We start from the raw sequence: 23,087 nt of genomic DNA, 5'->3' as shown, positions 1-23,087 counted from the left end.
CTTGTTTAAAACTAGGTAAGTATACCATGTAACGTTTTGTCAGTATTTTAAGTAAAGTTTATTAGATGTCTAGTAAGCGAGCTTAAAAAATTTTAAAATTAATTATAACCTAATACTCTATCAACCAAAGCATTCTAGTGATTAAGTACTACTGATGAGATAACTATCTAGCAAAAATACCATTTAAAAAAAAAAGATTAATTTTATATATTTACTATTGTAATAAAGTAATATTACTTTATTACAATTTATCGATTCCATATTATTCAGTATAAAAATTTTTTCTGCTGTTTGCGATTTGCTTTAAATATAAAAGTTAAACTTACAGCTCAAACCAGCTATTATAGTAACCACTATAATAGTATAGTTTTCTTGTTTAATTCATATACAATAACTATGATTTTTTAGGTTGTTTGGTAATTTTTACTGGATACTGATTATATGTTAATTTGACTAATGGCACATAAATTTATGTAAGATGTTAGTATTATTGTAGTTAATTATTTTTATTTTATGACAATTGTCAAAAAATAATCTCTTTGCAAAGCAAACATATAATAATTATAGCGATGAAGATTGCTCTTTTCTTCTCTGCTAATATGGATAATACTAAGGCAGCTTAGTCTTGATTAAGCTTTAAAAGTATGTTTTTTAATTTAGTTTAATGCCGTCGTAATAACAACATAAATTTACTATTTTGCACAATTATTTAACTTAACTTGTGTTAATATCTTTTTAGTAAGTTAGCTCTTAGTTTAAACACTACAGACGCGGATAAAATTTTACATTAATACTTACTAAAATAAACTGTGTATTAATTTTTTTGTAATTTAAGAAATTACTATATAATTCAGCTATTATTTATTTATATACAGTAAGTTAGGGTCAGTTTGTAACTGAATTACAAAAGCATGTTTATGGCATTGGAAGACTGTCTTTCTTAAAAAGAAAGTTTTTATTTATTATAAATTTTGGGAGAAGGAAATCAACCAAAGATTGTAAAAAATGCTATAAATGAAAAGCGTTATTTATTAGAAAAATAATCCGATTTGTTTTGAACTACTTCGCTGAATTTAGGGTAATCAAGCACTTATTTTTTTGCCAAGACTGCAAAATATTTTGTCCTAATCATTTAAATTTGATAGAATTTTCATTCTATTTTTCATTCCATGAATCTTGATGGGGATAGGGAATAAGATGGTTTGATTTACTAGGACTTTAAGGTGTTAATACGTTAAGTATTAAGCAGATTTTTTATATACGTTAATGAGTATTATACTTCGCTGCGCGGGTTATACTATTTTCTATAATCTTAGGCAATGATTTATATTAAGTTATGTAGTTAGCATATAATTTTTTCTTTATTCAGATTAATAGGCATGTAAACTTATCAATGTAATAAACTAGGTTTAACTACAGTAAATATTAGCAATCTGCAAGATAATCAAATAATAAAATTATTCTGCAGCTTATTTACTAGGCTTTTTATATTAGCTATTCAATACGAGAACAAGGCATTAGTTAAAGTGATTTTTTGTAATTATTTTTCTTAAAGATGTTTTATTAGATTAGTTCTTTCATTAATTAATTTATGAAATGTTTAATAAAAACATTGCAATAATTGGCGCGCCCGGGAAGAGTCGAACTCCCAACCTCATGATCCGTAGTCATGTGCTCTGTCCAGTTAAGCTACGGGCGCGCTATTACTCACAAATTATCACAATAATTAATTATTGTTTACGATAATAAGGAGTATAATATAATTAAGAGCATATAGTACAAAAATTTTTAATGCTCATGTCTAACTTAGATAAATTTAGCATAAAATTTAAAATATTACCTTATTGCTTTTACTACATATATATAAAAGTAAAGACAACCAAAATATCTTTAGCGAAATAATTTTTATTTTCTCAGCAATAAATAAATTCATGGTGATAATTGTACGATTCATTAATGAATTAAGAGATAATTGTTAGCCTAACAATTATCTCTTAATTTTGTGAAAATTTAACCATAACAAATCTTTAATCTTAATTAAGACGATCTTCCGTGAGTAAATATTCTCACAAGATAAGAAATTATTGTTGAATATTTAGGTAGATTAATCTACATTGATTTTGGTTAATAGAAAAATACTTGGTGTTTGCAATTTAAAAGTAGATATAAAATACTACTTTTAATAAAATATTCTACTTATTTTAGTTGACCTTTTACCGGCTGTATTGCCTGGAGTGCAAAAGTAATCTTACTAAGAATTATTTTTGTTGTCTTTTATGCTGCTTTTAATTCTCACTAACTGTTAAAATGCTTTGAATAAAAACTAATTTTAGCTGCTTTAGTAGAAAGTATATTGTGTTATATTAACAATTAGGATCGTGTATCGACTTAAGAGCAACCAATCACAAGAAAATTCGCTATGAGCGATTAAGATGATTATTTCAATTGGAAGTTAGCTTCAACCTTAGCCTGCCTGAATAGGCTATCTTCAGTGGTTTTTATGAAAAAATATATGCAAAATGATTCAATGAGATTTTATTCCCATAAACATAAATGTGTTACTTTGTATGGAAAAGAGTCATTCGGCAAGTTTTCAGCGTTTTTTTTATTGATTTTGCTAACATTTAAATTCATTTGATTAAGTTATGACTGCTTCCTCAAATTTTGGTGCTGCTCTTTCTGAACAGGAACATTTCAGCCTTTCAAGTACAATTAGCGTTCTTTCTATGGACGCTGTAGAAAAAGCGCAATCAGGTCATCCTGGCATGCCGATGGGTATGGCTGACGTAGCTGTTGTCTTATTTTCACAGTTTCTTCGTTTTGATTCACGTCATCCTGATTGGGCTGATCGCGATCGATTTATTTTATCCGCAGGCCATGGATCGATGCTATTATATTCGCTATTATATCTAACTGGATACAAAGATATCTCTTTGGAGGAAATAAAGAATTTTCGTCGTCTTGGTTACAAAACTGCTGGTCATCCAGAATATGGTGCATTGCAAGGTATTGAGACTACTACCGGTCCATTGGGTCAGGGTTTTGCTAATGCTGTAGGGATGGCCATTGCAGAGCGGCATCTGAATGCTCGTTTTGGTGACGATTTAATCGATCACCGAGTTTGGGTTGTTGCTAGTGACGGATGCTTGATGGAGGGAATTAGTCACGAAGCTGCTTCTCTAGCTGGTCATCTTGGTTTAGGTCGGATGAATGTTCTGTGGGATGATAATAAAATTTCTATAGACGGCCCAACTGACTTGACTTCATCCGATGATGTAAAAAGGAGGTTTTTATCTTACGGTTGGCATGTAGTGGAATGCGATGGGCATGACCCTAAAAATATTGCTTTAGCTATTGAAGAAGCTGCTGGTGAAACACGTCCTTCTCTAATAGATTGTCGTACCATTATTGGTTGTGGCGCTCCAACAAAAGCCGGCAAATCAATTTCGCACGGGGCCCCCCTAGGGGAAGAGGAAGTTGCTGCTGTGCGTGCTGCTATCAACTGGCACCACGCTCCCTTCGTGATTCCAGAAGAAGTTAATAAACTTGGCTTGTCACTAGGTGATCGTGGTGCCAAGGCCTTTGATTACTGGAATGAAGGGCTATTGAAGTCTAGTAATAAGGAAAATTTTAATCGATGTATATCTGGTTTTTTGCCGGCAAGCCTTAATGAGGCTATTAATACGCATAAAAAAAATATGAGCATTAATAGGCCTCAAATTGCAACTCGTGTATCTTCCCAAAAAATGCTTGATGTTGTCGCTCCGATTCTAGTTGAATTGCTTGGTGGATCCGCTGATCTTTCTAGTTCTAATAATACTAAGGTTAACTCCCAAGAACTATTAGACCGTAATAATTACGGAGGGCGATATATACATTATGGTGTTCGTGAACATGCTATGGTTGCAGCAATGAATGGCATGGCTTTGCATGGTGGCATTATTCCATACGGTGGTACTTTTCTTGTTTTTACCGATTATTGTCGCCCTTCAATTCGCCTAGCTGCTCTGATGGGTGCTCGCTGTATTTTTATCATGACGCACGATAGTATTGGTCTTGGAGAGGATGGCCCAACTCATCAACCAGTCGAGCATTTGTCTTCTTTACGCGTAATCCCCAATTTAGTTGTATTTCGTCCTGCTGACTCGGTAGAAACCGCTGAGGCTTGGCAACTTGCTTTACAGCGGATATCAGGACCAAGTATTTTAGCACTGACAAGGCAAAATGTATCAACTGTACGTGTGAAACATTCAGAATTTAACCTCTCCTCGAGAGGCGGTTATGTGTTAGCAACCGCGAAGGGAGAGCGAAGGGCTACCATAATAGCAAGCGGTAGCGAGATAGAGATTGCAATTGCTGCTAAAGATCAGCTTGATTCTGATGGTATATCCACTGCGGTAATTTCTATGCCCTCTCTCGAGTTATTTTTAGCACAAGAGCCATTTTATATTAATGAGGTACTTGGATCTGTCATACGTGTTGTAGTGGAAGCTGGCGTACGTCAATGCTGGGATAGGCTACTTGGAGAGAATGGCATTTTTATTGGAATGTCTGGCTTCGGAGCGTCTGGTTCATGCCAAGAATTATATGCGCATTTTCAAATCACTGCTGACAATGTCGTTGCTGCTGTAAAAGCGCGCATTTAGCAGATTTTTAAAAAAATTAATTGCTTTCTATGCATGTTATTTTCAGCGAACGCAAAGGAAATTTAGCGAGATATAACGGTGATATTGTTGGATTGGGGTTTTTATTCATCAGTTTAATCTTACTGTAGTATTATAGCATAATAGCTTTCTGTTTGCTGGAATCAAGCTGGATACTGATATATTGTTAATATGAGTTCTATCATACTAACACACTGCAATCTTTGGTTATATTGAAAAGTATATTGTTTAGTTAAACTATGTTGTGACATTGATTATTTAAAATAATATTACTACTATTGCTTAAATTAGTATGAGTAATAAAAATTATCCTATAGGCCATTAATTAGAATATGAAACTGCTTAAATTTTTAAAAATTTTTACTTTGTATTTCTTATTTAGAAAGAATCTTTTATGGAGATTATTTACTATTATGTCAACATGTTTGTTCACAAAGATTTTGCTGGTTTGTTATAGCAATAAACTAGGTAATAGTTTTTTTTGCCATAAGTTTTGTTATTATTCTAACTTACTTGTTAATAAGATTACAATTTAATTTATGATTTTATAAATGTGCTATTTACAATAATCTGATTTTTAAAAAAATTATTAAGAATAAAAGATTTGATTTAAAAGCTATGAATAAGATAATTTTTTTAATAACTAAGTTTGCCTTTCTAAGAGAATTAGATAGTATTATTATATTTGCTTTTTAAAGCGATAAAATAATTTGCCTAATATTTAATTTTAAGTATTTGTGTGAAATAAAATTAAATATTAGGAGAATTTTGTATGCAGTACAATGATGTAACAAAGTAACAAACTAGATAAATTACAATCATAATTAATTCAAATTTTATTGTAAATGTCATCAACTAGATGCCTTTATATAAAAGGCCATCATATATTTTTCAATCGATCGTGGTGATTATAACAATTATATCGCTTGATGTTCATCTAAATAAGTATAATTTCTCGTGTTGTGTTAAATAACCAACTATTGGACGATAATATTTACTTTATTTTTTGTTGTTTGTATAGTTTACTGCAGCAATAAAAATTGTTAAAGTATACAGCTCATTTTTATTGTAATGATTTAATTATTATCTTTGAGGCAGTAATTTACTATAAAAAAATTTTGTCAATCGAATAATAGCAAAAATTAAGTCTATAATAGCAGTAAGTTGTTTATAGTTAAAATTAAGAAAAGTAGGAATAAATTTTTGTTGAAATGATTAAAAATACCTATTACTACATGCAGTATGTATATTTACATATGCTAGTATGTGCAAAACGACTGACTTGCTTTAGTAAGTAAATGTTGTATATGCGAATATATCAATATAGGATATTAAGTTGATTGTTAAATTTATGCTTGTTGTCAATATTTAAAGTTGATAGTACGAAATCCTTTTTTCTTAACAGAACACTAACTAGCTTATTAAGCTTTTTGCAAAGCGACTAATTGATTTAATTGTGTACTTTTGATTAAAATAAGAATATCAATTTAGTGAATTGAGCGGTAAGCAGATAATTAAATTTAAAGGTGAAATTTATATTTGTTGTAGTAATTTTTTTTAAACGATGAGTAAGAAGCTATCTAATTTGAGTAAACCATTTGGTGGAATTTATTATGCTAATTAGTCTATTTTTGATAAATATTTTTTACAAGACCTAAAAATTGCAGATATGAAGAGCATGAGCCAAGATCTTCTTGAAGATGCTTTAAAAAGCTCCATCGAAGAAGAAAAAGCTAAACTTATCGAGGAATTTGCTTTTTTTGATGATTGGATAGAGCGTTACGAATATTTAATTGACATTGGTCGTAAACATCCACCGTTGAATGCAGCTTATAAAATTGACGAGTTTAAGCTTAGTGGCTGCCAAAGTCAAGTTTGGTTAGTTGCTGAAAGGCTTGGCGATCGACTATTGTTTCATGCTACAAGCGATGCTGCAATAGTTTCTGGTATTATCGCTTTGCTTTTACGAGTCTATTCCAATCGAACTCCAGAAGATATTATAGTTACTAAACCTGATTTTATTCAGGCCATTGGACTTGACTCACACCTATCTGCGACTCGCAAGAGTGGTCTTAATGCTATGCTTAGGGCGATTAAAGATCGAGCGCAAGCTGAGTTAGATCATTGCAGTGAAGAGAGAGAAAAAGGATGATTTTACTCTTAAAATATGTTGTTTATGGTAGGTTTTATACTTTAGGCAAGCATTTTTTTTGAATCTTCTTACCAATTAAGTATTTATTTAAAAAAAAATAAATATCAAACTAATATTGCCTTATGTATAAATTTGGATATGAATGATTAAAATGACTAGTGTGATCTTTGTTAAATAGCTAATGTTGTGATTTATCGTGAATAGTTAAAGCAATTGCATAGCTTTAACTATATTGAATAATTTTTCAATGTTCTATAAAATCTAACTTTTACTAAAATTCGTATCTCTTATTTTGATCACATAATACAATTTGTACATAATCGATTAAACTTCTTTAACTTAAATTACTCACTTGCTTATTTAATGCATATCTATGTTCTAGATTAATAGTGATTTTAAATAATAGATTCTGAGTTTATTTTATAAACACCATGTCTTTCGCTCAATTAACAAAATTGCTTAACCATGGAGGTTAAAAACTTATAAGTAGTATCCCAAATTATGAGTATCAACCTAATTCTAGAACTCCACAGACAATATATAGTTTCGTTGTTTACACGGTAAGTCTGCTAAAATTTAAGGCCATAATAAAGTAATTATATCTTAAGGACAATAATATAGATGCTGATTAAGCAAATTCATGGATTAAATTGTTCTGTTAAAACACGCTCTTCAAAGTTGTGTTCTGGGTCGTAAAGCACGGTAAGTTTTACGTTGCTATCTTCGCGGATTTCTACTTCAATTACGTCAGGCACTTCCATAACGTCAGCTACAGCATTGATAGGTCGTTTTTCTGGTGAGGTAGTTTCGAAGCGAATGATGGCCTCACGCGATAGCAGAGCGCTTCGCAAGCGACGGGGGCGAAATGCGCTGATTGGTGTCAGGGCGAGCACATTTGCTCCAAGCGGAATAATCGGTCCATGGGCGGATAGGTTGTAGGCGGTTGAGCCGGCAGGGGTAGCTACTAGAACGCCATCGCAGATCAACTCTGCGAGTCGTTCCCGACCGTCAACCAATATACGAATGTTGGCTGCTTGAGCTGAGGCTCGAAACATGGATACTTCATTAATTGCTAGCATCTCCACCCTTGTACCGTTGCGACAAGTAGCATGCATTCGTAGTGGATGTAGTATAACTGGCTTTGCCTTATGCAATCTTTCTATTAAGTTGTTATTTTGAAATTTATTCATTAAGAAACCAATGGTACCACAATTCATACCATAAATTGGTTTACATGTGCTAATTGTAGCGCGGATAGTTTCTAACATATATCCGTCACCACCAAGTGCAATAATTAAATCAGCTCTGGTTGGTACAACATTGCCATACTGTTCGCTTAACAACTTTTGTGCAAGAAGCGCTTCTTCGTTGTTAGCAGCTACGAAGGCAAGTGCCATATTATGCATTTCAGCTACCACAGTATTTCTCCGTCATTTAACTCAGCCCTAAATTTTTTATAAAAGAAGCAAAGCTATTGAATTTTATTTAATTTATTAAATAGATTATTCTAGCATATAATTGTTTAAATATTTTTCTTGGTACGATGTTGACATTCAACAGGTGATATGTAAATGATTGATTACGTTAGTTTTATTGTTAATAATTTATTCTTTAATAGCTTTGCAGGTACCTAAATATGATTTTATCAGAACGAATAAGCAGATAAGATTGTTGTATATTGTTGTATGCTAATGTTGGCAAATATAGTTGTTAAATTAAAATGCTTTAACCTTCGTCAATAGCCTACTGCCTTTCTGTTAAGGCTATAAGTATAGATATATCTATAATGGATGATACTTTTGGTGAAGAATTTAAGTTAAAATTTATTATTAACTCAGAAAGCACTAAAAGTAATAAGTTAAGTGGCAAGTAAGCAGTGATTAAAAATCAATTCCCTTGATGTTGTCACCCTTAGGTTTAGATTGATTTATACAAATTATACTCTATCAAATTACCTAAAATTGATTAGGTAAGGTATTTAAAATTGATTAGGTAAGGTATTGCAGACAATATACAGATCATTAGATGTAATTGCATTACTTTAGTATAAAGTTATACAATTCATAAATTGAATTACGTTTAGTTATATAATCAAGAATTATCGTGCTACTATATGAAATAATATACTTACAAAAATGCATAATGTTATGTCTTTGTTTTTTTTCTAGGTGACTTTTTTATCAGAACGTATTGATAATTAAGATAGAATTAATTTATTCTTCACTTTTTACTTATGCTGAGTTAATAGTAAAAAATCACTTAACTTTTAGGGATGCAAGATGCCTAATAAAATATCTTAGGTGATTTTTTGTACTTGATGATTCTAACGACTTAGGAAATATTATAGATATGGCTGCTACAGCTGATACTGTTCGTCATGTTCAAGAGTTTACTAGCCGCGCTTATAAGCATGGTTTTGTAACCGATATTTGTATGGACATGGCACCCAAAGGGCTTGATGAAAGCACTATTCACTTTATTTCCAACAAAAAGGAAGAGCCGGATTGGTTGCTAGAGAAACGTTTAGAAGCTCTGAATTATTGGCGATTAATGAAAGAGCCAATTTGGGCTAAGGTTAGTTACCCACCGATTGATTATAACGATTTATATTATTACGCAGCACCATCACATAAGCCTAAGCTGAATTCTCTAAAAGAAGTTCCCCCAGAATTGTTGTTAACTTACGATAAGCTTGGTATTCCGTTAAAGGAACAAGAGCTTTTGGCCGGTGTAGTTGCTGTAGATGCCGTTTTTGATAGTGTTTCTGTGGCTACAACTTATAAAAAAGAGTTGGAAAAGCATGGAATTGTGTTTTGCTCAATATCTGAGGCTGTGCAAAATCATTCGGAATTGACAAAGCGATATCTTGGCTCGGTTGTGCCGGCTATGGATAATTTTTTTGCTTGCTTAAACAGCGCGGTTTTTACTGACGGTAGCTTTGTGTATATTCCTAAAGGGGTCCGTTGTCCTATTGAGTTATCAACTTATTTTCGTATTAATGCTCAGAATACTGGACAGTTCGAACGCACTCTGATCATTGCTGATGAGGGCAGTTATGTTTCTTATTTGGAAGGTTGTACTGCGCCGCAGCGAGATGAAAACCAACTTCATGCTGCAGTAGTTGAGCTGATTGCTTTAGATAATGCCGAGATTAAATATTCAACTGTCCAAAATTGGTATCCGGGCGATGAAAATGGAAATGGTGGCATTTATAATTTTGTAACCAAGCGTGGTGTATGTAGAGGTAAATGTGCCAAGATTTCTTGGACTCAAGTCGAGACTGGTTCCGCAATTACTTGGAAGTATCCAAGTTGCATATTGCAGGGTGATGGTAGCGTTGGAGAGTTTTATTCTGTTGCTATTACTAATAACCTTCAGCAAGCTGATACTGGTACTAAAATGATTCATCTTGGTAAAGGCACTAAATCAACAATTGTTTCTAAGGGCATTAGTGCTGGGCATTCTAACAACACTTATCGAGGCCTAGTACGAGTTGGGAAACGCGCCGATCTGGCACGTAATTTTACTCAGTGTGATAGCTTGTTGATCGGTGACAAGTGCGGGGCTCATACCGTTCCTTACATCGAGAGCAAAAACCCATCTTCTAGGATTGAGCATGAGGCATCAGCCTCGAAAATTAGCGATGATCAGCTTTTTTACTGTAGGTCTCGTGGTCTTGCAGCAGAGGACGCTGTTGGCTTGATTGTTAATGGATTTTGCAAGGAAGTAATGAAAGAGTTACCAATGGAGTTTGCTGTTGAAGCACAAAAGCTAATTGCCATTAGTTTGGAAGGCAGTGTTGGTTAATTTGATTCTTTAAGAAGAATGTAATATGAAATTGTTAGAAATTGAAAATATTCATGCTGAAGTTGATGGAAGGCCGATACTTCGTGGCATAAATTTGTCAATTGAAGCTGGTCAGATTCATGCAATTATGGGTCCAAATGGCTCCGGGAAAAGCACATTAACTTATGTTCTAAGTGGCCGCGAAACTTGTAAGGTTACCCACGGATCCGTGCGCTTTTGCGGCCAAGACTTGTTGTCCATGGAGGCTAATGAACGTGCAATTGCTGGCTTGTTTCTTGCTATGCAATATCCCGTGGAACTTCCTGGTGTGAGTGGTATGACTTTTTTACGAGAAGTAGTGAATGCCAGGCGTAAGGTAGCCGGTGAAGAGCTAATAGACTCTATGGAATTTCTTAAGATGGTTCGTAGTAAAGCAAAGTCTTTAGGAGTAAGTGACGAAATGTTAAAACGCTCAGTAAATGTTGGATTTTCGGGAGGTGAGAAAAAACGCAACGAAATTCTGCAAATGGCAATGTTGGAGCCTAAATTTTGTATCCTCGATGAAACTGATAGTGGTCTTGATATTGATGCTTTAAAGATAGTTTCAGATGGGGTAAATTCTCTGCGCTCTTTTGAGCGTTCAATGTTGGTTATTACTCATTATCAACGCTTGCTAGATCATATCGAGCCGGATTTAGTGCATGTTCTTGCTCATGGTCGTATTCAAAAAACTGGTGGGAAAGAATTGGCAATGCAATTAGAACAGCGTGGCTATTTCAATTTTATTGAAACAACGGCATAAGGGATTTATTATGCCTAGTAATAAAAAGTATTTATTGCCTAGCAACGCCCAGAAAAATTCTGAGCCTGGATGGTTGAGTAGTTTATTTCGCAAAGCGGTGGAAGAGATAGAAGGCTCAGTTATGCAAGACATGGTGTTTGCAGAGGCTTGGAGATTTACAAATTTAAATGCATTTAAGGCTTTGGAACCGATTGCAGCAAATAGTACAGCAATTCTTTCTTGCCCAAAAGTTTTTGCGGAGCTTAATGCTCTCGAGTTACACATATCAAATGGAATACTAACTTGGATAGATGCTGTCCCAGAGTATATAGATTTATTTGATTTTGCTGATCGAAGAATTACGCCTACTTGGGTAATAGAAGCTTTTGGTTCTACTATTAATACTAAAATGCATCCATTTACCGCAATTAATACTACTGCTTTTTCTGGTGGTGTAGCTATGCGAATTCGCAAAGGTGCGGTAATGAAAAAACCGATTATTTTATTAGTTGATACCCAAGCAAACGGTAAGATCGTTGCAGTTAATCCGCGTGTTTTGGTTGTATTGGAAGAAGATGCAGTAGCTGATTTAATTGAAATTCACACAGGCAGCGGCGTTTATATAAATAATGTCGTTACTGAGTTGGTAATAGGTAAAAATTCTCATATTAGTCATTACAAACTGCAAGCAGAAGATACCGATGCTTTTCATATTGCTATGAATGCAGCTCGTTGTGCTGCAAATAGCATTTATGATAATTTTGCGTTGTCGACTGGAGCAAAATTATCTCGTAATGAGATTAGCGCGACTTTAGCCGGTTCTCATATCAATTATAGCATTAATGGTAGCTATCTTGCCTGTAGTGATCAGCATATGGAAACTGTTACATTCATCGATCATGTTGAGCCTGCTTGTGTAAGTCACGAGTTGTATAAGGGCGTATTAGCTAACCATGCTCAGGGTGTTTTTCAGGGTAAGATTTTGGTTCGTAAGAATGCACAGCAAACTAAAGGATATCAAATGAACCGTGCGTTACTGTTATCTAAGGAGGTGGAAATTAACTCAAAACCAGAGTTAGAGATTTATGCTGACGATGTAACGTGTAGTCACGGCGCTACGGTAGGAGAGTTAGATGAAGAGCAGATCTTTTACTTGATGGCACGTGGTATTTCCAAGAAAAGAGCACGAGCTATTATGGTTTCAGCCTATGTTGAGGAGACGATCAATTATATTCATAACTTGTTGATTCGTGATGTGTTTCGCGTAGTAGCGAATAATTGGATGCAGCAGAATATTGTTGATACGCAGGCTATTGATGGATCATGATTTTGCTACAGAAAACCTTACTGATAAGTTTGATAGCTACAATTTAGCCCGTATTAGGGAAGATTTTCCTATTTTGTCTCAAATGGTACACGGTAAGGATTTAGTTTACTTTGATAATGCTTCTTCTGCCCAAAAACCTCGTCAGGTAATTGACCGCATAACTGAGGCATATACGACGGGCTATTCTAATGTTCATCGTGGTTTGCATTTTATGAGTGAAAAAGCGACTGACGATTATGAAAGCGCGCGAGAGACGGTGCGCGCTTTTCTTGGTGCTGCTTCTAGTACTGAAATTATTTTTACTCGTAACGCTACTGAGGCAATCAACTTAGTTGCTTCAAGCTGGGGGCGAACTAATCTTCAGGCAGGAGACGAAATTCTTATAACTTATATGGAGCATCATTCTAACATTGTTCCATGGCAGATGTTAAGAGATGAGAAAGGCCTTGTTTTAAAAGCGCTAAAACCAGAAAAAGATGGCACATTTGATTTGGATAGCTTTAAAACATTATTAACTGATCGTACTAAATTAGTATCAGTTTGTCATGTATCTAACGTATTAGGAACCGTAGTACCAGTATTTGAGGTAACAAAACTAGCCCATGATGTAGGTGCGCTTGTATTATTAGACGGCAGCCAAGCTGCCCCACATATCTCCATTGATGTTAAAAATATTAGTTGCGATTTTTATTGTTTTACTGGCCACAAATTGTACGGCCCATCTGGCATAGGGGTGCTTTACGGGAAGGAAAGCGTGTTAGAGACTATGCCACCGTATCAGGGTGGCGGAAATATGATCTCATCAGTCTCAATTGAAATGAGCAAATGGGCTGACCTGCCAGCTAAATTTGAGTCTGGTACACCGGCTATTGTTCAGGCGATTGGACTGGCCGCTGCGATTGATTATATAAATGATATTGGTTTAAACAGTATTGCTAAGTATGAACGGGAATTGTTGAATTACGCTACACAGATGCTTGATTTAGTGGAAGGTTTGACTATAATCGGTAGGCCTTCTGGGAAGGCACCGATTATTGCATTTGTTTTGAATTGCGTTCATCCACATGACGTGGCGACGATCATTGATCGGCAGGGCGTTGCAGTGCGCGCCGGTAATCATTGTGCCCAGCCTTTGATGAATTTTTATAAAGTTGGTTCAACTACTCGAGCAAGTTTTGCTATGTATAACACCTTTAAGGAAATTGATTTTTTTGTTGATGCACTTAATTTAGTAAGACGAATGTTTGCTTGATATAAATATTTTATAGGATAAGTGTTATGAATTACGCTACAGATTTGCATTATTTTATGCCAGAAAGTAGCCGTACCGGTGCAAGAGTACATGCTGGTCGTCCTTTGCCTGACAGTGCTTTTCGGGTTAAAAAACAAGTTGTTATTGAATCGATAAAGACTGTATATGATCCAGAAATTCCAATTAATTTATATGATCTTGGCTTGATATACAGCATCAAGTTACTTGATGCAGGGTCGGTTAATATTGAAATGACTCTAACAGCTCCAGCATGTCCGGTAGCTGGCGAGCTACCCCAATTGGTTGCTAATGCTGTTGCTCAAGCCCCTGGCGTGGGTGAGGTAGAGGTGTTAACAGTTTGGGATCCTCCATGGTCTAAGAACCTTATGAGCGAGGATGCTCGACTACTTCTTGACATGGTTTAATCATATAATTATTATCTTTATATCAAGAACCTTTATTTTAAGTATTGAACAAGTTATTTTTAATAACCATTCGACTTTTTATCGCTTGTTTGAAAATTTTGGCTAAAATTAATCGCATACACAAATTAATTTTATTATCATTAATTACTGAATTAAGGCTTTAATTTTTTTTTTTTGACTATTCCAATTAATTATTGTTTAATTTTTTGTTCAATATATTTAGTGTTAATAATAATTTTTATTTAATTACATTATTTATTCGTTTACTGTGCATTATATTGAGCATTGCTTTTTTTATAATGATTTTTTTTGCAAAAGAGCAGTTCATGGCTAGAATTAAATTTATTTATTCTAAAAGTTTTTCTAAGAAAAAAAACTAATGGGCATAACTGCAGTTAATCTATTTTATCTTGGATAACATTAATTGTATTAATGTTCGCATTTTTATTATTAACAATTAGATAATTACAGTATAGTAGGTTTAATACAAGCAATTAATTGCCCTTATTAGGTAGATAACGTATTCTAGATCACTATAATTAATATAGCAAATCATTTTATGAAACAAATTTTATTGTGCGCTACAGATTATGATCCAAAATATTGGAATTAACTAAAAATAATTTTATCTAAGAATACTAGAGTATTATTCTGAACACTAAAAGTTTTATCTGAATGTTTTCCAAGAAGATGCAATATAGCGTTTTATGCAGTGTTACTGATGTTTATCGATTTGTGTTGTTCGCTTTTGTATTTATTAAAAATACCTTGCCTATATTATTGGGTTACTTAATATATAGAAAATGTATAAATTATGCTAACGCTTAGGTCCTTGTAGGAAATACTATGTTTTATGGGATAAATTAGTGTTAGTTGCTAGAAGCTGTAGGCAGGAATTGAACAATTGACATAACTATTTTAGACTATAAAATTTCCAAAGAAATCTTTGATGATCTTTTTGTAACCTTAGCTAATAAAATAATTTTAGAATAGTTTATTAGCAAATCTTGCATTAAGCTATTAAATAAATATGCTATTGCTGCAATCTTACAAGCAGTTACTTAATTCCATTACAGCAGTTATAATTTACTTAAAAGCAATCAGGTAAATAAAACAATTTTTAATTGGTATTACGAAAGATACTTTTTGACGGTTTAGTAAAATCCTTTAAGTTGATTTATTATTTTACCTATATGCTACAGTAATTTAAAATCATCAAAACATCAAATTTATTCAACTAAATTATTTACTTCTATCATAATTTAAAGTAAAATTTTTCTCTAATAAAGCATCCGGAAGGGTTGGTGGATTTTAATTTTCTTTTTGAATGTAAAATTCAATTTATTATAGAATTTCGTAGTATGGTGCAATATCAGTAAAAATAAATTTATTTTTACTGATATTGCTAAAGTTATTTATAAAAGAAACGATTGCAGTAATGAATTTTAGTAAAATTATTAATCGATATCGAGTATTGTTTGTTTTTTTTCTTATACTGTTATAATTTGACTGCAGAAATTTTTAGCAAAGCTAGTATTAATTTCAGTTAAAACAATTAGTAACGAATGGTTTAATTATCCAGTAAGAAAGTGATTATTAGATTTTTTGTTTTGATTTAAATGATTTTAAGGCATTTCCATGACCAAAGTGGAATCATATAAGTATTATGGTGATAATAATTATCAAATTACCAATAATAATCCCATTGATATTCATGTTGGTCGTCGTGTTAGGCTGCGTCGTACTCTGCTAGGAATGAGCCAAGAGAAATTAGGCGAGGCACTAAATATAACCTTTCAGCAAGTCCAAAAGTATGAAAGCGGTAGCAGTCGAATTAGCTCTTCTCGCCTATGGGATATTGCTCAGATACTTGATATACCTGTTAGCTTTTTTTTTGATGACATATCTGATGATACTATAGCACACTCACCTCATCTTATGAAGACTCGTTTAGCTTACAATAAACATGAAGAAAATACTACTGACCTGATGTTTCGTCATGAGACATTAGAGTTAGTCAGTGCTTATTATTCTATCAAAAATTCAGACCTGCGCAAGCACATCAGCGAAATGGTAAAATCAGTTGCAGTTGCTTTACTAGAAGAGAGTTAATTTTTACATTATTTTCTGTTTTTCTAAAGCAAAAATGATAAATCTTTTACTAAAAAGATTAGATTGTTATGTATTAGATGAAAATTTACTGTACTAGTTTGTTGTTTATATTGATGTTTTCGTAACTTAGATCAATTTATAATTAACACTGATAATTAATTACTTATCGCAATTATATAATATTACACTGGTATAATATTCAGTAATGCAGCTTATTTTTTATAAGCCAGCACTATGCTTCGTTTTATTTTTAAGCAAAGTAAAAATACTTGCTAAATAATTCTAAAGCATAAATCAGTAATAATCTTTTTTAATACTTTACGTAGTATAATTTATTACTGAGCACGTATTCGAGGCAAAGTAGGAATTATGGCTAATCTATATACCTCTAAGATAGCAAAACTCTGGTTGATTATAATATTATTACTTATGTAATTCTTACATAAAAATTAATTTTTTATTGTATTACCTTGCTGATGATAAGATTTTAACAACTTTAAAATATAATTACTTTACTAGTAAAGTATAGACTGTATAAATTAAATACCAGAGCGGTATTCTATAAAGTATAGAATATTGATATATTTATTATTTTATTAATGTATGAACTTAGTGGTATCTAGTTAGATTAACTGCTAGTGATTGGAAATGAAATGCAATATAACTATCCAGGATGTTTAATCACTTTAGAAGGAGGTGAAGGTGCCGGTAAATCTACACAGATTGCTTTCTTGCGTGATTGGCTAGCTGCTCGCGGTATCAGTGTGATATGCTCTCGAGAGCCTGGCGGTTCACCTGGAGCAGAAGAAATCCGTAGCTTGTTGAATTTAGGTGAACTAGATAAGTGGGACGAGATCACCGAAGCTATACTTATTAATGCAGCCCGACGTGATCACGTAGTTCGTAAGATTCGTCCTGCATTAATGCGTGGAGATTGGGTGGTTTGTGATCGATTTTTGGATAGCACCCTCGTTTATCAAGGTGCAGGTAGTGGTATACCACTAGATATTCTACGTACGTTAATTAATATGGCAGTTGAAGGTCTTCGTCCAGATTTAACTTTGATTTTATATATCGATCCACTTATAGGATTAAAACGAATTAAGCGGCGGAAAAGTAAAAAAACAAGGTTTGATCGTAGGGATAGTGCTTTTCATGCTAGGGTTGCTAATGGTTTTTTTAATTTAGCAATGACTGAGCCAGAACGTTGCGCTTTGATTGATGCTACTCAATCACCAAAAAGAGTGGCCATGGAGATTAGTTCTGTGGTATCCAATCTTTTAAAGAATAAGATTAAATATAAAAATTAATATGCTTAAAGTACTTAATGTTACGAAATTTACGCTTGATACCAAGATAAAGTTAGTTATACATTGTATAATTTGCTGTTACTATAGCTGATTTATAAAAATTAAGTATTAATTTCAACATAGATTTAAACATATTATAATTTTTATTAAATCTAAGTAGATTTATACTAATTTGCAGAATATCTGACTAATAATTTGACAAATTTATTAAATAAATTACATATCTTAGCGTTACTAATAATATTTAGATAATGATTTTAGGTCTATTTACAAGCGTAATTAATTTTATTATTAATTAAAAGCATATGCATCAGTACTATAATTTTTTGCATAAAATTCATTAAAGAAGAGTTAACATTACAATTAAGATCTATAGTCTATAGATCTTAATTGTATATAAGATATTATGATGTTTAATAATTGCATTTATTATAATTTAAATTAAGCAGATTTTTACTATCATTAATTATAAAACACAGTCAAGATAAAATCTAACATTAGTTAGATTTTATCTTTTTTTGCGTAAATTTGCCATCCAAGGGGATACTTATATATAAATCAAGGTAAAATTTATTCATAGTGGCTATTTTTACTAAAGTAAGTATTTTAGCATTCTAATACTTACGTACGCGTTACAATAAATTAATAATGCTAAAGTATTTTATTTCGATTTCATTTTAATAAGCAAATATAAGCTATTTCCTTATTAAGGCTACTGATATTATCTTAGGTCCAATAGAATAACTTGTATTACTCTTGTTAAGATTTTAATTGTGCAAACATTTAATTATTTTTAACAATTCAAAATATCATTTATTATACTAGTGATTTTTGAAAAATCTTCGGTACTTTGCATGAAGTATGAATATTTTGATAACTTTACAATCTATCATTGTGCTCTTCGCAAAAAACAAAAAACAATTATTGTATTAGCTTTATGTCTATCATACTTTATGAAGTAGCTACTTTACAAAGTAAGCACAATGATTATAGCTATACCGGACGTAAAAGCGTTTACGAACTAGTTAATTTGGAAGAAATGAAGTTCAAATGTAGATTTGATCAATGGTTCTTATGCATGCAATTTGGTAATAAATAGCTCAAACTCTGTTTTATTTTTGATCTAAAAGTATTTAAAATATAAATTTTATTTAGAGATAAGGTGGCTTTGTGTAACCGTTAGGTGATAAAGTGAATATTTCAAATCCGGTTTCTGTCACTCCAACCGAATGTTCAAACTGAGCTGAAAGAGAACGATCACGAGTTACCGCTGTCCAACCATCGGATAGAATTTTTACTGAAGATTTACCGGCGTTGACCATTGGTTCAACGGTAAAAAACATACCTTTTTCTAGACAAATGCCTTGCTCTGCTTGGCCATAATGCAGTACGCTCGGTACCGTGTGAAATGTACGTCCTAAACCATGGCCGCAGAAATCACGCACTACAGAAAAACTATTCGCTTCTGCGAATGCTTGAATGCAATGACCTATAGCACCTAGACGCATGACAGGACTAATTGCTTCAATACCTAGCATCATAGCATCATAGGTTACATCTACTAAACGTCTAGCTTTTACAGATATTTTTTCACCGACCAAATACATTCGACTGGTATCGCCATACCAACCATCAAGGATAACGGTTACGTCTATATTAACAATATCACCTTCTTCCAGCCTACGGTTGCTAGGAATACCGTGGCACACAACATGGTTGATTGATGTGCAAATCGATTTTGGAAATCCATTATAACCAAGTGGAGCAGGAGTAGCGCCATTATCTAAAGTCATTTGAAGACATAAGTGATCTAATGTATCGGTACTGACGCCAGGTACAACATGGTTAGTTATCATGTCAAGAATTTCTGCTGCTAAGCGCCCAACTTTTCGCATGCTTTCAAAATCTTCATCCACATGGCGCACAATACGACGCGATTCAGTAGTAAGTTGCATGAAAAAAATCCTTATTAATTAAAGTATCATGGATGTATCGTGCTTTTAGCTATAAAGAATAATACCTAAAGACTATGCCACAATAGGTATAGAACGTTTTAATACAATCTCCGTTAGATTAACTTTACACTCCCAAGCCATCGCTTCTACTCCTGCTTCACGAGCAAGATCGAAGGCTAATCCATATTTAGGATCAATATCGCGCGCCAATGTCATGCAATTACTATCGGATCGCTGAATACAGAATATTATTATGCTACGATTACCAATCCTAGCCATTGCTGCTAGATTGTCGAGATGTTTGGCGCCGCGCGAAGTTACACTGTCGGGGAATTCATAATAACTAGGGCTTTGAGCAGTAAAGCGGATCAAATTAACATTTTTTACTTCTACATAGCACCGTGGTTGAAAAGGTGTTTCCAATAATATGTCGATACGACTGTGCAGCGCGTATTTTACCTCACGTCGTAAAGTTTTATAACCAACGATTTCAGGAATTACCCCCTGTACAATTGCCTCTTCCACTATAGCATTTGCCCGACCCGTATGAATTCCTACTATACTACTATTATTACTCTCTACAAGTTCGAGTGTGTATGGTAGCTTATTTTTAAAATTGCGCGAACGAGATAGCCAGACTCGCATTCCAGGATTGATTAGTCCGGTCATAGCGCCAGGGTTAGGACAATAAGCAGTAACTATATTATTATTACCTAGATCTACATCAATTAGAAAGCGTTTATAACGCTTAATTAATCGGCCCTCTTGTAGATTATCTGGTAACTTCACGGCAAAATGATATTCAAGCAAAAATTCACTTTATATAGTTGCATCAGTATTCATTTTTCAAGTAATTAAAATGTTAATAAACAAAGTAAGAAGCAATTTCAATCATCACTTTGCAAGTGCTTATCTATGCTCGTTACAGGGATGATAATCTATCTATGCTAAATAATACTTCACGTCAATAGTAATATATTATCGAAATCTATAAATTTTAGCTTAGTATTTTATCAATTACAATAATATACTGGGAAACAAAAAAGTACTCAATTTATGCCACATTGCTACTAATAACACTTAGTTTATTTTACTTAAAATTATCCATTGGCATTTGTATTATATAGTAAAAATATCATTGTATCTTTGTTATTGGAATTTACTAGTTAAGAATTATGTAATTTTGCTAAAATTATTTACCTTATTTTATTACGAATACAATAAGAAAAATTAAAACAGTATTTTAAGTAATATCAATGTATAATTTATCTAAATTGCAATTAGTGATTATTAGTATCGCAAGAAATAAGAAATTTCATCTATTTGATAATGAAAATAAATACTATATTAGTCAAATAATCGTTTAAATGGATTTATTAAAATTAAAGATTTTAAACAGTTATTTGTTTTCTGGAGTTATAATTTGATTTCAATGTATAACTAACGCAGCCGAGTTCCTATGAGGAGATAATTTGATAAAATCAGAATTATTTGTTACGATTACGCAATAATGGTTTTTTAAATTTTATTTAGAGCAATAAATGATTGATACGATGCCAGCGACTATCACAGCTGCTATATTGGTTATAGGTAACGAAATTCTTTCTGGATATACGAAAGATGAAAATATTGAGTACATCGCTAAGAATCTAATGGAGAGAGGCATTCGTTTATTTGAGGTTAGGTTGGTAAGAGATGAAGAACTTGCAATAATTGAAGCTGTTACTGCTCTTGCTGATCGTTACACTTATGTTTTTACCTCGGGCGGTATTGGAAGTACTCATGATGATATTACTACTGCTAGTATTGCTAAGGCTTTTAATATACCAATAGAGCAAAATGTCGAGGTAATGAGACTGCTTGCTTCTTACTATGCCAGTAACGGAGTAGAATTCAACGTTGCTCGCCAAAAGATGGCTGAATTGCCAGTTGGCGCGAAGCTAATCAATAACCCAGTTTCTGTAGCACCAGGTTTTATAGTAAAAAATGTGCATGTTATGCCTGGTATGCCAGATATCTTGCGTGCGATGTTTGATAGGTTAAAGCTAGTGCTGAATGGCGGTCCTATGGTGTATTCACGTACAGTGTCATGTATGGTGGGAGAAGGTGTTATTGCTCATGATCTAGGTAAGATACAGTCCACTTTCCCTGATATCGAGATTGGTAGCTATCCTCATCTGCAAGAAACTGGTATTTTAAGCACTAACCTGGTTCTATCTGGTATCGACGAGGTAAAGCTGGAAAAGGCTACAGAGGTAGTTCGTAAACTTATTCATTCCTTAGGTGGCTAGCTTACTAAAATGGATAAGGAGATTAGTACCCTAAGTAAAACATAAAACAGATGTCAAATATTATAATATTTTATTTAGCGCTAAATTTGAATGGTGAAAGATAATAATATCTATAAAAATTTTTTTTAGAAAGGCTTCGTTTTTTTTTAACTATTTAAGCAATTTGGTATTTTATACGCTATACTTCGATGTATGTTTTATTATCTTATTACAAGATTAAGATTTTATTGGCTTAGCTAGCTTAGTAATAAGTGAATTAGTATTTTTAAATATAAGAGGTTTTTGCTAAAAATTAATTAGTAGTTTTAATATCTTACCTTGATAAGCTTTAAACATAATTAAAACTTGTAAATTTAATAAATATCCGATGATATGTGAGATTTTAACTCACTGCGAGTACAAAGTAAAATATTAATATCAGAGATTTTTTGATTTTACTTTAATTGGTAAGTATTAATTTAACAATTATTTACTGGTAGATTCAAAAAAAAATTTTTATATATTTTATTTTCTGTGTTATAAACTAATTACTTGATTTATAACAATATTTTCTTAACATTATTCTCTTAATCTTAAAAATTGATATAACTATTCTTTAGTTTTTTACTCTAACCTTAGAATAAAAACTTGATTAACAAGAAATAATTTATTTTAAAATAATATTATTATCTCAATACTTTTGATTTTAATTAGGAAGATAGATGTTTATAGTTTTTAGTCAATTAAAGAAATCTGCCTTAATATAATTTCTATTCATATACTTGTTGAGTATATAGCTATCTGTCAAAAAAAATTAATAGTTTCTTTCATAATTATTCAGTACATTTACATAGTACGTACTGTATTAGCCCTATAAAATTTAGTTATTAACCTAAAGTTTAAATATTAATTTATTTTTATTATTTTTATTTTCTAATCTAATACTAGATAAAACATACTTTATCCACTATAATTTTTTAAAAAATCAATACTTGAATTGATGAAAACAATTCAGTTTTTTTGCTGTGTTACGTTAAATGAATGAGTGTATTT

Annotated in this window: 13 protein-coding genes and 1 tRNA gene; 10 read left to right on the top strand and 4 right to left on the bottom strand. The window is 32.6% G+C overall.

Features of this window, described 5'->3' with window-relative positions:
* Window positions 1-1,622: 1,622 nt before the first annotated feature.
* Window positions 1,623-1,699 (bottom strand) — tRNA-Arg (locus A1OE_RS03575).
* Between the two features lie 946 nt (window positions 1,700-2,645).
* Here A1OE_RS03575 and tkt point away from each other — a divergent pair.
* Both tkt and A1OE_RS03565 read left to right on the top strand, forming a co-directional pair.
* On the top strand, window positions 2,646-4,646 hold the full coding sequence (tkt, locus tag A1OE_RS03570) for a transketolase (protein WP_015089020.1): 2,001 nt from the start codon (window positions 2,646-2,648) through the stop codon (window positions 4,644-4,646).
* Between the two features lie 1,696 nt (window positions 4,647-6,342).
* Window positions 6,343-6,816, top strand: a complete 474-nt coding sequence (locus A1OE_RS03565; RefSeq protein ID WP_044283296.1) for a SufE family protein — start codon at window positions 6,343-6,345, stop codon at window positions 6,814-6,816.
* A gap of 638 nt (window positions 6,817-7,454) precedes the next feature.
* Here the strand turns inward: A1OE_RS03565 and A1OE_RS03560 are convergent.
* Complete coding sequence (locus tag A1OE_RS03560) at window positions 7,455-8,222, bottom strand: NAD kinase (RefSeq protein WP_015089016.1); 768 nt, start codon at window positions 8,220-8,222, stop codon at window positions 7,455-7,457.
* Between the two features lie 943 nt (window positions 8,223-9,165).
* On the opposite strand from A1OE_RS03560, the gene sufB reads away from it, so the two are divergent.
* The 7 genes from sufB to tmk all read left to right on the top strand — a co-directional run bounded on the left by sufB (window position 9,166) and on the right by tmk (window position 17,809).
* Complete coding sequence (gene sufB, locus A1OE_RS03555; protein ID WP_015089012.1) at window positions 9,166-10,623, top strand: Fe-S cluster assembly protein SufB; 1,458 nt, start codon at window positions 9,166-9,168, stop codon at window positions 10,621-10,623.
* A 31-nt stretch (window positions 10,624-10,654) separates the two neighbouring features.
* Window positions 10,655-11,404 carry a Fe-S cluster assembly ATPase SufC gene (sufC, locus tag A1OE_RS03550; RefSeq protein WP_015089011.1) on the top strand — a complete coding sequence of 250 codons (750 nt, stop codon included), beginning with the start codon at window positions 10,655-10,657 and terminating at the stop codon, window positions 11,402-11,404.
* A gap of 10 nt (window positions 11,405-11,414) precedes the next feature.
* Window positions 11,415-12,710 (top strand): Fe-S cluster assembly protein SufD, encoded by a 1,296-nt coding sequence (sufD, locus tag A1OE_RS03545; RefSeq protein ID WP_015089010.1) that lies wholly within the window; start codon window positions 11,415-11,417, stop codon window positions 12,708-12,710.
* The gene (locus A1OE_RS03540; protein ID WP_015089009.1) at window positions 12,700-13,962 is read left to right on the top strand and encodes an aminotransferase class V-fold PLP-dependent enzyme; all 1,263 of its coding nucleotides are present in this window, start codon (window positions 12,700-12,702) and stop codon (window positions 13,960-13,962) included. Before sufD ends, A1OE_RS03540 begins: the two co-directional genes overlap by 11 nt.
* Window positions 13,963-13,988: 26 nt before the next feature.
* A complete protein-coding gene (locus A1OE_RS03535) occupies window positions 13,989-14,387 on the top strand; it encodes a DUF59 domain-containing protein (RefSeq protein ID WP_015089008.1) in 399 nt (132 codons plus the stop codon).
* Between the two features lie 1,638 nt (window positions 14,388-16,025).
* The gene (locus A1OE_RS03530) at window positions 16,026-16,499 is read left to right on the top strand and encodes a helix-turn-helix domain-containing protein (RefSeq protein ID WP_015089004.1); all 474 of its coding nucleotides are present in this window, start codon (window positions 16,026-16,028) and stop codon (window positions 16,497-16,499) included.
* Window positions 16,500-17,152: 653 nt separating this feature from the next.
* Complete coding sequence (gene tmk, locus A1OE_RS03525) at window positions 17,153-17,809, top strand: dTMP kinase (RefSeq protein WP_015089003.1); 657 nt, start codon at window positions 17,153-17,155, stop codon at window positions 17,807-17,809.
* Between the two features lie 1,151 nt (window positions 17,810-18,960).
* On the opposite strand, the gene map is transcribed toward tmk, so the two are convergent.
* Both map and sfsA read right to left on the bottom strand, forming a co-directional pair.
* Window positions 18,961-19,764: a type I methionyl aminopeptidase gene (gene map / locus A1OE_RS03520; protein ID WP_015089001.1), complete on the bottom strand. Its 804-nt coding sequence runs from the start codon at window positions 19,762-19,764 to the stop codon at window positions 18,961-18,963.
* 72 nt (window positions 19,765-19,836) lie between these two features.
* Window positions 19,837-20,574, bottom strand: a complete 738-nt coding sequence (sfsA, locus tag A1OE_RS03515) for a DNA/RNA nuclease SfsA (protein ID WP_015089000.1) — start codon at window positions 20,572-20,574, stop codon at window positions 19,837-19,839.
* A gap of 731 nt (window positions 20,575-21,305) precedes the next feature.
* Between sfsA and A1OE_RS03510 the strand changes: the two genes are divergently transcribed.
* Window positions 21,306-22,055, top strand: a complete 750-nt coding sequence (locus A1OE_RS03510; protein WP_015088998.1) for a competence/damage-inducible protein A — start codon at window positions 21,306-21,308, stop codon at window positions 22,053-22,055.
* The last annotated feature ends 1,032 nt before the right edge of the window (window positions 22,056-23,087 follow it).

It is taken from the genome of Candidatus Endolissoclinum faulkneri L2, from assembly GCF_000319385.1.
Taxonomy (GTDB): domain Bacteria; phylum Pseudomonadota; class Alphaproteobacteria; order Thalassobaculales; family Thalassobaculaceae; genus Thalassobaculum; species Thalassobaculum faulkneri.
The sequence above is the reverse complement of the archived record's forward strand: the minus strand, read 5'-3'. Positions and strand labels throughout refer to the sequence as shown.

Excerpts from the sequence above, each read along its gene's own strand:
- A1OE_RS03510 (WP_015088998.1), top strand. The coding sequence starts at position 21,306 with ATGATTGATACGATGCCAGCGACTATCACAGCTGCTATATTGGTTATA.
- tmk (WP_015089003.1), top strand. The coding sequence starts at position 17,153 with ATGCAATATAACTATCCAGGATGTTTAATCACTTTAGAAGGAGGTGAA.
- A1OE_RS03565 (WP_044283296.1), top strand. The coding sequence starts at position 6,343 with ATGAGCCAAGATCTTCTTGAAGATGCTTTAAAAAGCTCCATCGAAGAA.
- sufB (WP_015089012.1), top strand. The coding sequence starts at position 9,166 with ATGGCTGCTACAGCTGATACTGTTCGTCATGTTCAAGAGTTTACTAGC.
- sufD (WP_015089010.1), top strand. The coding sequence starts at position 11,415 with ATGCCTAGTAATAAAAAGTATTTATTGCCTAGCAACGCCCAGAAAAAT.
- tkt (WP_015089020.1), top strand. The coding sequence starts at position 2,646 with ATGACTGCTTCCTCAAATTTTGGTGCTGCTCTTTCTGAACAGGAACAT.
- A1OE_RS03540 (WP_015089009.1), top strand. The coding sequence starts at position 12,700 with ATGGATCATGATTTTGCTACAGAAAACCTTACTGATAAGTTTGATAGC.
- map (WP_015089001.1), bottom strand. The coding sequence starts at position 19,764 with ATGCAACTTACTACTGAATCGCGTCGTATTGTGCGCCATGTGGATGAA.
- A1OE_RS03535 (WP_015089008.1), top strand. The coding sequence starts at position 13,989 with ATGAATTACGCTACAGATTTGCATTATTTTATGCCAGAAAGTAGCCGT.
- A1OE_RS03530 (WP_015089004.1), top strand. The coding sequence starts at position 16,026 with ATGACCAAAGTGGAATCATATAAGTATTATGGTGATAATAATTATCAA.
- A1OE_RS03560 (WP_015089016.1), bottom strand. The coding sequence starts at position 8,222 with ATGCATAATATGGCACTTGCCTTCGTAGCTGCTAACAACGAAGAAGCG.